This is a genomic window from Enterobacter cloacae complex sp. ECNIH7 (assembly GCF_002208095.1).
Taxonomy (GTDB): Bacteria; Pseudomonadota; Gammaproteobacteria; order Enterobacterales; family Enterobacteriaceae; genus Enterobacter; species Enterobacter cloacae_M.
In genome coordinates, this window is record NZ_CP017990.1 from 2,703,060 (window position 1) to 2,714,086 (window position 11,027).

At 52.8% G+C, this 11,027-nt stretch carries 13 protein-coding genes; 9 read left to right on the forward strand and 4 right to left on the reverse strand.

All coding sequences use genetic code 11. The features are described 5' to 3' along the window. Window positions 1-124 precede the first annotated feature (124 nt). From cysB to acnA, 4 genes are all read left to right on the forward strand, one after another. The gene (gene cysB / locus WM95_RS13345; protein WP_008502814.1) at window positions 125-1,099 is read left to right on the forward strand and encodes an HTH-type transcriptional regulator CysB; all 975 of its coding nucleotides are present in this window, start codon (window positions 125-127) and stop codon (window positions 1,097-1,099) included. Window positions 1,100-1,437: 338 nt separating this feature from the next. Further along, window positions 1,438-1,578 (forward strand): YmiA family putative membrane protein, encoded by a 141-nt coding sequence (locus WM95_RS13350; protein WP_213327741.1) that lies wholly within the window; start codon window positions 1,438-1,440, stop codon window positions 1,576-1,578. 311 nt (window positions 1,579-1,889) lie between these two features. Beyond that, window positions 1,890-1,988 carry a small membrane protein YmiC gene (ymiC, locus tag WM95_RS27615; protein WP_032623144.1) on the forward strand — a complete coding sequence of 33 codons (99 nt, stop codon included), beginning with the start codon at window positions 1,890-1,892 and terminating at the stop codon, window positions 1,986-1,988. Between the two features lie 161 nt (window positions 1,989-2,149). Beyond that, window positions 2,150-4,825, forward strand: a complete 2,676-nt coding sequence (acnA, locus tag WM95_RS13360) for an aconitate hydratase AcnA (RefSeq protein WP_063409341.1) — start codon at window positions 2,150-2,152, stop codon at window positions 4,823-4,825. Window positions 4,826-4,862: 37 nt separating this feature from the next. On the opposite strand, the gene ribA is transcribed toward acnA, so the two are convergent. Continuing rightward, the gene (ribA, locus tag WM95_RS13365) at window positions 4,863-5,453 is read right to left on the reverse strand and encodes a GTP cyclohydrolase II (RefSeq protein WP_008501210.1); all 591 of its coding nucleotides are present in this window, start codon (window positions 5,451-5,453) and stop codon (window positions 4,863-4,865) included. A 197-nt stretch (window positions 5,454-5,650) separates the two neighbouring features. Between ribA and pgpB the strand changes: the two genes are divergently transcribed. The 5 genes from pgpB to yciH all read left to right on the forward strand — a co-directional run bounded on the left by pgpB (window position 5,651) and on the right by yciH (window position 9,301). After that, complete coding sequence (pgpB, locus tag WM95_RS13370; protein ID WP_023312068.1) at window positions 5,651-6,418, forward strand: phosphatidylglycerophosphatase B; 768 nt, start codon at window positions 5,651-5,653, stop codon at window positions 6,416-6,418. A gap of 148 nt (window positions 6,419-6,566) precedes the next feature. Continuing rightward, window positions 6,567-6,875 carry a LapA family protein gene (locus tag WM95_RS13380; RefSeq protein WP_023312067.1) on the forward strand — a complete coding sequence of 103 codons (309 nt, stop codon included), beginning with the start codon at window positions 6,567-6,569 and terminating at the stop codon, window positions 6,873-6,875. Between the two features lie 6 nt (window positions 6,876-6,881). Beyond that, the gene (gene lapB / locus WM95_RS13385) at window positions 6,882-8,051 is read left to right on the forward strand and encodes a lipopolysaccharide assembly protein LapB (protein ID WP_023312066.1); all 1,170 of its coding nucleotides are present in this window, start codon (window positions 6,882-6,884) and stop codon (window positions 8,049-8,051) included. 186 nt (window positions 8,052-8,237) lie between these two features. After that, a complete protein-coding gene (gene pyrF / locus WM95_RS13390; RefSeq protein WP_045355906.1) occupies window positions 8,238-8,975 on the forward strand; it encodes an orotidine-5'-phosphate decarboxylase in 738 nt (245 codons plus the stop codon). Further along, on the forward strand, window positions 8,975-9,301 hold the full coding sequence (yciH, locus tag WM95_RS13395) for a stress response translation initiation inhibitor YciH (RefSeq protein WP_063409340.1): 327 nt from the start codon (window positions 8,975-8,977) through the stop codon (window positions 9,299-9,301). The genes pyrF and yciH overlap by 1 nt, the downstream gene beginning before the upstream one ends. 105 nt (window positions 9,302-9,406) lie before the next feature. Here yciH and osmB read toward each other — a convergent pair whose 3' ends face one another. From osmB to WM95_RS13410, 3 genes are all read right to left on the reverse strand, one after another. Next, on the reverse strand, window positions 9,407-9,625 hold the full coding sequence (gene osmB / locus WM95_RS13400; protein WP_008501216.1) for an osmotically-inducible lipoprotein OsmB: 219 nt from the start codon (window positions 9,623-9,625) through the stop codon (window positions 9,407-9,409). Window positions 9,626-9,888: 263 nt separating this feature from the next. Next, window positions 9,889-10,641: a DNA-binding transcriptional regulator YciT gene (gene yciT, locus WM95_RS13405; RefSeq protein ID WP_063409339.1), complete on the reverse strand. Its 753-nt coding sequence runs from the start codon at window positions 10,639-10,641 to the stop codon at window positions 9,889-9,891. A 43-nt stretch (window positions 10,642-10,684) separates the two neighbouring features. After that, the gene (locus tag WM95_RS13410; RefSeq protein WP_029740522.1) at window positions 10,685-10,867 is read right to left on the reverse strand and encodes a YciZ family protein; all 183 of its coding nucleotides are present in this window, start codon (window positions 10,865-10,867) and stop codon (window positions 10,685-10,687) included. Between the last annotated feature and the right edge of the window lie 160 nt (window positions 10,868-11,027).

The window sequence follows — 11,027 nt, forward strand, 5'->3', positions numbered from 1 at the left end:
TATTATTTTTTGTTCCGTACTATACAGTCAGGCTATAAATGATATAGTGGTTATAGTTAACCTGTTTCTTATTATTAAATCGTCTTAAGCGATTGACCGCATGCGCTAAATCGGATGGTCTGGCATGAAATTACAGCAGCTTCGTTATATCGTTGAGGTGGTGAATCATAACCTTAACGTCTCTTCTACCGCCGAGGGGTTGTATACCTCGCAACCGGGCATCAGCAAACAAGTTCGTATGCTGGAGGACGAGTTAGGTATCCAGATATTTGCCCGCAGCGGTAAGCATCTCACCCAGGTGACGCCTGCGGGGCAGGAAATCATCCGCATTGCGCGGGAAGTCCTCTCTAAAGTCGATGCAATTAAGTCTGTGGCGGGTGAACACACCTGGCCGGATAAAGGTTCGCTGTATATTGCCACGACGCACACCCAGGCGCGCTATGCGCTACCCGGTGTGATCAAAGGCTTTATCGAGCGTTATCCTCGCGTCTCTTTGCATATGCACCAGGGCTCGCCAACGCAAATTGCTGAAGCCGTATCCAAGGGGAATGCAGACTTTGCCATCGCCACCGAAGCGCTTCATCTGTATGACGATCTGGTGATGCTTCCATGCTATCACTGGAACCGTTCTATCGTGGTGACCCCCGATCACCCCCTGGCGGGTAAAGGGTCGGTCACTATCGAAGAGCTGGCTCAATATCCGTTGGTGACGTATACGTTTGGCTTTACCGGACGGTCCGAGCTTGATACGGCCTTTAACCGGGCAGGGTTGACGCCGCGCATTGTCTTTACCGCGACGGATGCCGACGTGATTAAAACCTATGTGCGGCTTGGTCTGGGGGTGGGCGTTATTGCCAGCATGGCGGTGGATCCAGTGTCAGACCCTGACCTGGTGCGTCTTGATGCGCATGATGTTTTCAGTCATAGCACCACAAAGATTGGCTTCCGTCGCAGCACCTTCCTGCGCAGCTATATGTATGATTTTATTCAGCGCTTTGCCCCTCATTTAACGCGTGACGTGGTTGATACCGCCGTTGCATTACGCTCAAATGAAGATATTGAAGAGATGTTTAAAGACATCAAACTCCCCGAAAAATAATCACACCCGGTATCTTTCCCTTAGGGAAAGATACCGAAATAACGCCTCAAAGCTAAATTAGAATTATCATCATCTACGCACCCCCTGTCATATAATGTCATTATCCATTTAATCTGTAAGGTTATAATGTCGTGAATTGGCGACAAAAGTAGAAACTAATTTACGCCTTCGCAAATTTTTCTTTTCAATTATTTATTTCTGGTCAAAAGATTGAATATTTCATACCTTCCGGTGCGTAAATTCACTGGCTTTTCGGCTAAAGTTTCTTTAGGATTTATCTCAACAGATGATTAATTGTACCAATTGTTTGGTCCTAAATGATAAGCGATGTCGATTGTATGAGGTTAGCAATGCCTTCAGGAAGTGAAGAACCGCAAAGGGATCCTGCGCTCAAGCGTAAAGCCTGGCTGGCGGTCTTTCTCGTCTCTACCCTGTTTTGGGTGGTGGTTGCTCTCCTGGCCTGGAAATATTGGGGTTAAATATGGCAGTGACGGTACGTACAGAAACGGTAAAACAGATGTGTCAGCATCGTGACAACGGCCACAGAGGGCGTAAAGCACCTGCGACTGTTGTACCCGCGTCCTGGAAACTAACGCCGCAGCAGCAAGCGTTTATTGATGTGTTCGCAGAAGACGAACCCAAAAAACAATAAGTTAGTTAATTGCGTAATGATGCAAATAGTCTGAATATCGACTCTGCACTTTCGTACTCTTTAATAAATACACATCAGCAATATAGCACTGAGGACTTACCTCGGAACTTTTAATAAATAATGCCTGGTGTCCCTATGATGAATAACATGACGTCTCACAAATACTGGTCATGGATCGGCGTTTTTACCGTGTCGATTCTGTTCTGGAGTCAGCTCATCTGGTTGGCCCTCCACTAAATTGTAAAACCTCGCTACGGCGGGGTTTTTTGTTTTTCCTTTCTGGACCAATCCTAAATTTATCAATTTGGGTTGTTATCAAAACGTTACGACATCTTTGTGTTATCTTTAATTACGGCCCTGATGATTGTCGGGGCATCTCTGTGATTAAGGAGGAGCTTATGTCGTTAACCCTACGCGAAGCCAGTAAGGATACGTTACAGGCAGAAAATAAAACCTGGCATTACTACAGCCTGCCGCTGGCTGCCAGAACGCTTGGGGACATTTCGCGTTTACCCAAGTCATTGAAAGTTTTACTGGAAAACCTATTGCGCTGGCAGGACGGTGACTCTGTCACCCTCGATGATATCAAGGCGCTGGCAGGGTGGCTGGAAAATGCCCATGCCGACAGAGAAATCGCCTACCGCCCGGCCAGGGTGCTGATGCAGGACTTTACCGGTGTCCCGGCCGTCGTTGATTTAGCCGCGATGCGCGAGGCCGTTAAGCGTCTCGGCGGAGATACGGCAAAAGTGAATCCGCTTTCCCCCGTTGACCTCGTCATTGACCACTCCGTAACCGTTGACCGCTTTGGTGATGACGACGCCTTTGGCGAGAACGTGCGTCTGGAGATGGAACGCAACCACGAGCGCTACGTGTTTCTTAAGTGGGGGCAGCAGGCGTTCAGCCGGTTTAGCGTGGTCCCGCCGGGTACCGGTATTTGTCACCAGGTGAACCTTGAATATCTGGGTAAAGCCGTCTGGAGTGAATTGCAGGATAAAGAGTGGGTCGCCTACCCGGACACGCTGGTGGGCACGGACTCCCATACCACCATGATCAACGGTCTGGGCGTGCTGGGCTGGGGCGTCGGGGGTATCGAAGCGGAAGCGGCCATGCTCGGCCAGCCGGTGTCCATGCTTATCCCTGACGTGGTGGGCTTCAAGCTCACCGGCAAGCTGTCTGAAGGCATTACCGCCACCGATCTGGTGCTCACCGTCACCCAGATGCTGCGTAAGCATGGTGTGGTGGGCAAGTTTGTAGAATTCTACGGTGATGGTCTGGATTCGCTGCCGCTTGCCGACCGTGCCACCATTGCCAATATGGCGCCGGAATATGGTGCAACCTGCGGCTTTTTCCCCATCGATGACGTCACGCTGGAATACATGCGCCTTAGCGGGCGCAGCGAAGAGCAGGTCGCGCTGGTGGAGGCCTATACCAAAACGCAGGGCATGTGGCGAAACCCGGGCGATGAACCTGTCTTCACCAGCACGCTTGAACTCGATATGGGAAGCGTCGAGGCGAGCCTCGCCGGGCCGAAACGTCCACAGGATCGGGTTGCGCTGAGTGACGTGCCAAAAGCCTTTGCCGCCAGCAATGCCCTGGAAGTGAATGTGGCGCAGAAAGATCATCGTCCGGTCGACTATGTTCTGAACGGACATCAGTATCAGCTCCCGGACGGCGCGGTTGTTATTGCGGCCATTACCTCCTGCACCAACACCTCGAACCCCAGCGTATTAATGGCGGCTGGCCTGCTGGCTAAAAAGGCGGTAGAGCTTGGGCTAAAACCTCAGCCATGGGTCAAGGCCTCGCTGGCACCGGGTTCCAAAGTGGTATCGGATTATCTGGCGCAGGCCAAACTGACGCCGTACCTTGACGAACTGGGCTTTAACCTCGTGGGCTACGGCTGTACGACCTGCATTGGTAACTCCGGTCCACTGCCTGAACCGATTGAAACGGCGATTAAGCAGGGCGACCTGACGGTAGGCGCGGTCCTGTCCGGTAACCGAAACTTTGAAGGGCGTATTCATCCGCTGGTGAAAACCAACTGGCTTGCCTCGCCGCCGCTGGTCGTGGCGTATGCCCTTGCAGGCAACATGAATATCAACCTGGCGACCGATCCGATTGGGCACGATCGCAAGAATGACCCTGTCTACCTGAAAGATATCTGGCCATCTTCGCGTGAAATCGCGCTGGCCGTTGAAAAGGTCTCAACTGAGATGTTCCGCAAAGAGTATGCGGAGGTCTTTGAAGGCACGCCGGAGTGGAAAACCATCAACGTCGTGGGCTCAGATACCTACGACTGGCAGGATGACTCGACCTATATTCGTCTGTCGCCGTTCTTTGATGAGATGCTGGCCGAGCCGGCACCGCTTAAAGATATCCACGGCGCGCGCATACTGGCGATGCTGGGGGATTCCGTCACGACGGACCACATCTCTCCGGCGGGGAGTATTAAAGCCGATAGCCCGGCAGGACGTTATCTGCAGAGCCGGGGCGTCGAACGCCGCGATTTTAACTCCTACGGCTCGCGTCGCGGCAACCATGAGGTCATGATGCGCGGGACCTTTGCCAACATCCGCATTCGTAACGAAATGGTCCCGGGCGTGGAAGGGGGCATGACGCGCCATCTGCCGGGGACGGAAGTGGTTTCGATTTATGATGCGGCGGTCAAATATCAACAGGAAGGTACGCCGCTGGCGGTGATCGCCGGGAAAGAGTACGGTTCCGGCTCCAGCCGCGACTGGGCGGCGAAAGGTCCGCGTCTGCTTGGCGTTCGCGTGGTCATCGCCGAATCGTTCGAACGTATTCACCGCTCGAATCTGATTGGTATGGGGATCCTGCCGCTCGAGTTTCCGCAGGGCGTGACGCGTAAAACGCTGGGACTGACCGGGGAAGAGCAGATTGAGATTAGCGGTCTGCAAAACCTGCAGCCGGGGAAAACGGTGCCGGTGAAGTTAACGCGGGCAGACGGGAAAATCGAGGTGCTGGATTGCCGGTGCCGTATTGATACGGCAACCGAGCTGACCTATTACCAGAACGACGGCATTTTACATTATGTGATTCGTAAGATGCTGGATTGATGAAACGAGCCCGGCACCCGTGCCGGGCTTTTTAGCATTACTCTTTCAGCAGGTGACCCATTTTGGCGGCTTTGGTATCCAGGTAGTGGGCGTTCTTCGGGTTACGGCCGACAATCAGCGGTACGCGCTCGACGATGTTGATCCCCGCTTCGGTCAGGATCTCCACTTTTTTCGGGTTATTGGTCAGCAGGCGAACTTCGTCCACGCCCAGCAGCTTGAACATATCGGCGCATAAGGTGAAGTCGCGTTCGTCAGCGGCAAAGCCAAGCTGATGGTTTGCTTCAACCGTATCGTAGCCCTGGTCCTGAAGCGCGTAGGCGCGGATTTTATTCAGCAGACCAATATTACGACCTTCCTGACGGTGATAAAGCAGCACACCGCGGCCTTCTTCTGCAATATGAGACAGAGCGGCTTCCAGCTGGAAACCACAATCACAGCGCAGGCTGAACAGCGCGTCGCCGGTAAGACACTCTGAATGGACGCGGGACAGAACCGGCGTCTGCCCTGAAATGTCACCATAAACCAGCGCGACATGATCCTGTCCGGTTGCCAGTTCTTCAAAACCCACCATCAGGAAATCGCCCCATGGGGTTGGCAGTTTGGCTTCTGCCACACGTTTAAGCTGCATGTGATTCTCCAGAGTAGGCTGACACGTTTCGTGCCTTTGCCCTGTTTTGCTTTCTGTATCAGTTCATTTTGCCACAAGCTCAGCAGGTTCGCCTAATGGGCACCATGCTATATGAACGTTAAACGCACGATCCGACATATCCACCAGGATGATTAATTTCAGTTATGATTGTGACGCTTAGCGAAAAAGGAGAAGACATGCTTTCAATCGCCAGACGTACGGCAGCAGGTGCGGCCATTTTACTGATTATGCCTCTGGCCGTATGGCTTTCAGGCTGGATGTGGCAGCCCGGGCATAATGCCACGTGGCTGAAAACGTTATACTGGATAACGGAAACGGTCACCCAGCCGTGGGGGATTATTACCCACGTACTCCTCTGCGCCTGGTTCCTGTGGTGCCTGCGCTTTCGTTTGCGCGCGGCGCTGATGCTCTTTGCGATCCTCGGGGGCGCTATCCTTGTCGGCCAGGGCGTAAAGTCCTGGGTTAAAGATCGCGTTCAGGAACCGCGTCCTTTTGTCGTCTGGCTGGAAAAAACGCATCATGTTCCGGTGGATGAGTTCTACAATTTAAAGCGAAAAGATCGTGGCGCGCTGGTGAAAGAACAGCTTTCGGAACAGCAGGATATCCCGAAATTCTTGCGTAAACACTGGCAGAAAGAGACCGGGTTCGCGTTTCCTTCCGGTCACACCATGTTTGCGGCCAGCTGGGCGTTGCTGGGGGTTGGGCTGCTTTGGCCAAGGCGCCGAACGATCACTATCGTGATTTTACTGGTCTGGGCGACGGGAGTCATGGGCAGCCGCCTGCTGCTGGGGATGCACTGGCCGCGCGACCTGGTCGTCGCCACGCTCATCTCATGGCTGCTGATCGTGCTGGCGACCTGGCTCACTGAACGATTCTGCGGCCCGCTAACGCCACCGCCAGAAGAGAAAGAAGAAATTGCCGAAAGGGACCAGACAGACGCCTGACGGTTGATATTCCGCATTTTGCCCATAGATCCATGACCTGCGCGTCACTTTTTCCGTTTCGCGCTCGTCGCTAAAATGGTAGTTTATAAGGCTGATTGCGGTGAATTGAACACACTTTATTCGCTTGAACCACATAACGGGAAGTAATGTGAAATATTTACTCATTTTCTTACTGGTATTGGCGATTTTTGTCATTTCAGTCACGTTGGGTGCACAAAACGATCAGCAGGTGACGTTTAACTATCTGCTGGCTCAGGGTGAGTATCGCGTCTCGAGCCTGCTGGCGGTCTTATTTGCTGCCGGATTTGCCATTGGCTGGCTGGTTTGCGGTCTGTTCTGGCTTAAAGTCCGTGTTTCTCTTGCGCGCGCTGAACGTAAAATTAAGCGACTCGAAAATAACATTGCCCCTGCGTCTGACATCCCGGAAAGCTCTGGTGTGCCGGTCGTGAAGGAATAATCGACTATGCTGGAGTTGTTGTTTCTGCTTTTGCCTGTAGCCGCAGCCTATGGCTGGTATATGGGCCGCAGAAGTGCGCAACAAACAAAACAGGATGAGGCCAACCGGCTCTCCCGCGACTACGTTGCGGGGGTGAACTTCCTTCTGAGCAATCAGCAGGACAAAGCGGTAGACCTGTTCCTCGATATGCTGAAAGAGGATACGGGGACGGTTGAAGCGCATCTCACCCTGGGCAACCTGTTCCGCTCGCGCGGCGAGGTCGATCGTGCCATTCGTATTCACCAGACCCTGATGGAAAGCGCCTCGCTGACCTACGATCAACGTCTCCTTGCGGTGCAACAGCTGGGGCGGGATTACATGGCCGCAGGGTTGTACGATCGCGCAGAAGATATGTTCGCGCAGCTGGTGGACGAAACAGATTTCCGCATCGGCGCGCTGCAGCAGCTCCTGCAGATTTATCAGGCCACCAGCGACTGGCAGAAAGCCATTGATACCGCGGAACGTCTGGTGAAGCTGGGTAAAGATAAGCAGCGCGTTGAGATCGCCCATTTCTACTGTGAACTTGCTCTTCAGCAGATGGGCAACGACGACATGGATAAAGCCATGGCGCTGCTGAAGAAAGGCGCCGCCGCGGACCGCAACAGCGCGCGAATCTCCATCATGATGGGGCGCGTCTTTATGGCGAGTGGCGACTACGCCAAAGCCGTTGAAAGCCTGCTGCGGGTTATCGACCAGGACAAAGAGCTGGTCAGTGAAACGCTGGAAATGCTGCAAACCTGCTATCAACAGCTGGACAAGCAGGAAGAGTGGGTAGCTTTCCTGCGTCGCTGCGTGGAAGAAAATACCGGTGCCACCGCTGAACTGATGCTCTCAGACGTCGTTGAGCAGTATGAGGGAAGCGACACCGCGCAGGTTTATATTACGCGTCAGCTGCAGCGCCATCCGACCATGCGGGTGTTCCATAAGCTGATGGATTACCACCTGAACGACGCTGAAGAAGGGCGCGCCAAAGAGAGCCTGATGGTGCTGCGCGACATGGTTGGCGAACAGGTGCGCAGCAAGCCGCGCTATCGTTGCCAGAAGTGTGGTTTTACCGCGTATACGCTCTACTGGCACTGTCCTTCCTGCCGCGCCTGGTCCACCATTAAGCCAATCCGTGGTCTGGACGGGCAGTAATTTTTTTAAAAGACTCCACTTTAGTTACAACATACTGATCGTTTTTCCCACATCCTGAACTCCGTGCGGTTTGTCGGCCTGGCAGGCGCGTAAATGGATCCTGTCAATTTGCGGCGTCGGCAGGTAGAATGCTGGCCGTTTATCTGTTCCGCGCCGCTGCGCGCCCATAGACGAAAAGGGCTGGTCATGACGTCTGTTACATCCTCCACTTCCCGCGTAATTACGGATTCTCCTGTTGTTGTTGCGCTTGATTACAATAAGCGTGACGCTGCACTGGCGTTTGTCGACGGCATCGACCCTCGCGACTGCCGTCTGAAAGTTGGCAAAGAGATGTTCACGCTGTTTGGACCGCAAATCGTTCGCGATCTGCAGCAGCGCGGCTTTGACGTTTTCCTCGATCTGAAATTCCATGATATCCCGAATACCACGGCGCACGCCGTTGCCGCAGCCGCAGAGCTGGGCGTATGGATGGTCAACGTCCATGCATCGGGTGGGGCAAGAATGATGACGGCAGCCCGTGAAGCGCTCCTGCCGTTCGGTAAAGATGCACCGTTGCTGATTGCGGTCACCGTTCTGACCAGTATGGACGAAAACGATCTACGCGACCTGGGCGTGACGTTGTCACCCGCCGAGCATGCCGAACGTCTCGCACGTCTGACGCAGCATTGCGGCCTGGATGGCGTCGTCTGCTCCGCGCAGGAAGCGGTACGTTTCAAATCAGCGCTGGGCCAGGATTTTAAACTGGTTACGCCGGGTATCCGTCCTGCAGGCAGCGAAGTGGGCGATCAGCGCCGTATTATGACGCCTGAGCAGGCGCTGGCTGCTGGCGTTGACTACATGGTCATCGGGCGTCCGGTAACGCAGTCTGCCAACCCGGCTGAGACGCTTAAGGCTATCAACGCATCACTGAAAAAGGGGGCATAATGACCGATTCCAACAGCCGTCTGGTCTATTCAACCGACAGCGGGCGTATAGGCGAGCCGAAAGCGAAAGTGGAACGTCCTAAGGGGGACGGCATCGTTCGGATCCAGCGCCAGACCAGTGGACGAAAAGGGAAAGGGGTTTGCCTTATCTCCGGCATTGACCTGGATGATGCTGAACTGGCAAAGCTGGCGGCCGAGTTGAAAAAGAAATGTGGCTGCGGCGGCGCCGTGAAAGACGGCATTATTGAAATCCAGGGAGATAAGCGCGATTTAATAAAATCTCTGCTGGAAGCCAAAGGCATGAAAGTCAAACTGGCAGGCGGTTAAAATAAATGAGCCACGGCAAATGCCGTGGCTCGTGTTATATACGTGCGTATGTCAGACCTGAAATACGTTCAAATATCGCAATACCGGGGAAGGCTTAGATAATAATTATTTGCCAACCTGGTGACCGATAATACCACCGACAGCAGCGCCACCTAATGTACCCAGCGTACTACCATCCGTTAATACTGCACCACCGAGAGCACCGGCACCGGCACCAATAGCGGTGTTACGGTCACGTTTAGACCAGTTAGAGCACGCGCTCAGGGACATTGCTACAGTGATTGCCAGAACAGCGGCGGCTAATTTTTTGCTGGTTAAGGTCATAATACTTTCTCCTGAATTATCGATTCACGGAAAGATGTACACGTTAAGTATAGACGAATCGAATACTTAATTCTGTTCTCCGTGAAAGCTGGTCGCGCAGGCGTTACGTAATCACGCAGGTGATAGTCACTTCCTGTTATATCGCTAACATTAATTTTACGACTTTAATGCAGGTTAAACAGGTAAAAACTCTTAAAGAAGTACCAGGAATCATCTCAGAGAAAGAAGGGCGTATGCGCCCGAAATTCGGGCGCGGAGGGAACTCAGGCGGTCATTTTAATAATATTGACGATCAGCCCGTCATCTTCCAGTTTATTACGGTGCGCGTCGCTCAACCGTTCATCGGTAATCACGCGGCTAAAGCGTGAAACCGGGCCCATCGTATAAGGGTGAACGGCGCCAAATTTAGAGCTGTCGGTCAATACAATGGCTTCACACTCTTTTTCCAGCACGGCATTCACGACGTCAGAGCGCATCATATCCCGGCCGGTAAAACCTGTCTCAGGCTGCCAGCCGTCAATCCCGATAAAGGCCTTGCTGAAATGAACCTGCTGAACATACTGACGGGTCAGCGGGCCAACCATGCTTTCACTTTTTTTCTGGTAAATACCGCCCAGCAGAATCACCTCGCAGCGCGTCTCTTTGAGCAAATGCGCGATATAGCTGCTGACGGTGATGATGGTAACGTCTTTTTGATCGGCAAGCGTGCGCGCCAGCAGGGCATTACTGCTGCCGTTTTCAATAAAGACGGTCTCGCCGTTGTTCACCAGTGACGCGGCAAATTCCGCCAGTTCACGTTTGAGCGCGTAGTTATTCATCATGCGCGTCTCAACGTCATCACTGTCCAGCGGGACAGCATATCCGTGCGCGCGACGAAGGTAGCTCTGTTTTTCCAGCAGATTAAGATCCTGACGGATCGTAACCTCAGACACGCCAGTGGTTTTAGCGAGATCGACTACGCTTACGCGTCCCTGATCGATGACCATCTGCAAAATGAGTTGTTGTCGGGAATTCATAGCATCCATTTAATAAAGCGAAACGAGGTCGGAGACGGTGGGATTAAACTTCCCACGGCGCTTTTGGCTGTCCGTTTTCTGGCGCATTGTCGGCACCATTCTGAGCAAGAAGTTCAGACTTCAGGATCTCGAGATTACGGATAGCAGAGTGATAATCGCCCGCCACCAGGATATCCAGCACGGTATCAATTCGTTGTGCTACAGCTTGTGCGTCAATAGTCGACATAATCTCACCCCAGGCGCGAAAAGTTAATATTTTCAATGATGCAGAAAATAGGATCAAAAGAGAAGGGAAAAAATGCAATAACTAAATTACATAAACGTAAGTGATAAATTTATTCCCCCTCATGCAGCAGGCTTAATGAGTGGATTAGTCTAAAACTGCG

What these genes read in the sequence shown, in the direction of transcription:
- acnA (WP_063409341.1), top strand. Translation starts at nt 2,150, where the DNA reads ATGTCGTTAACCCTACGCGAAGCCAGTAAGGATACGTTACAGGCAGAA.
- WM95_RS13350 (WP_213327741.1), top strand. Translation starts at nt 1,438, where the DNA reads ATGAGGTTAGCAATGCCTTCAGGAAGTGAAGAACCGCAAAGGGATCCT.
- yciT (WP_063409339.1), bottom strand. Translation starts at nt 10,641, where the DNA reads ATGAATTCCCGACAACAACTCATTTTGCAGATGGTCATCGATCAGGGA.
- lapB (WP_023312066.1), top strand. Translation starts at nt 6,882, where the DNA reads ATGCTGGAGTTGTTGTTTCTGCTTTTGCCTGTAGCCGCAGCCTATGGC.
- WM95_RS13410 (WP_029740522.1), bottom strand. Translation starts at nt 10,867, where the DNA reads ATGTCGACTATTGACGCACAAGCTGTAGCACAACGAATTGATACCGTG.
- cysB (WP_008502814.1), top strand. Translation starts at nt 125, where the DNA reads ATGAAATTACAGCAGCTTCGTTATATCGTTGAGGTGGTGAATCATAAC.
- yciH (WP_063409340.1), top strand. Translation starts at nt 8,975, where the DNA reads ATGACCGATTCCAACAGCCGTCTGGTCTATTCAACCGACAGCGGGCGT.
- pyrF (WP_045355906.1), top strand. Translation starts at nt 8,238, where the DNA reads ATGACGTCTGTTACATCCTCCACTTCCCGCGTAATTACGGATTCTCCT.
- ymiC (WP_032623144.1), top strand. Translation starts at nt 1,890, where the DNA reads ATGAATAACATGACGTCTCACAAATACTGGTCATGGATCGGCGTTTTT.
- pgpB (WP_023312068.1), top strand. Translation starts at nt 5,651, where the DNA reads ATGCTTTCAATCGCCAGACGTACGGCAGCAGGTGCGGCCATTTTACTG.
- osmB (WP_008501216.1), bottom strand. Translation starts at nt 9,625, where the DNA reads ATGACCTTAACCAGCAAAAAATTAGCCGCCGCTGTTCTGGCAATCACT.
- ribA (WP_008501210.1), bottom strand. Translation starts at nt 5,453, where the DNA reads ATGCAGCTTAAACGTGTGGCAGAAGCCAAACTGCCAACCCCATGGGGC.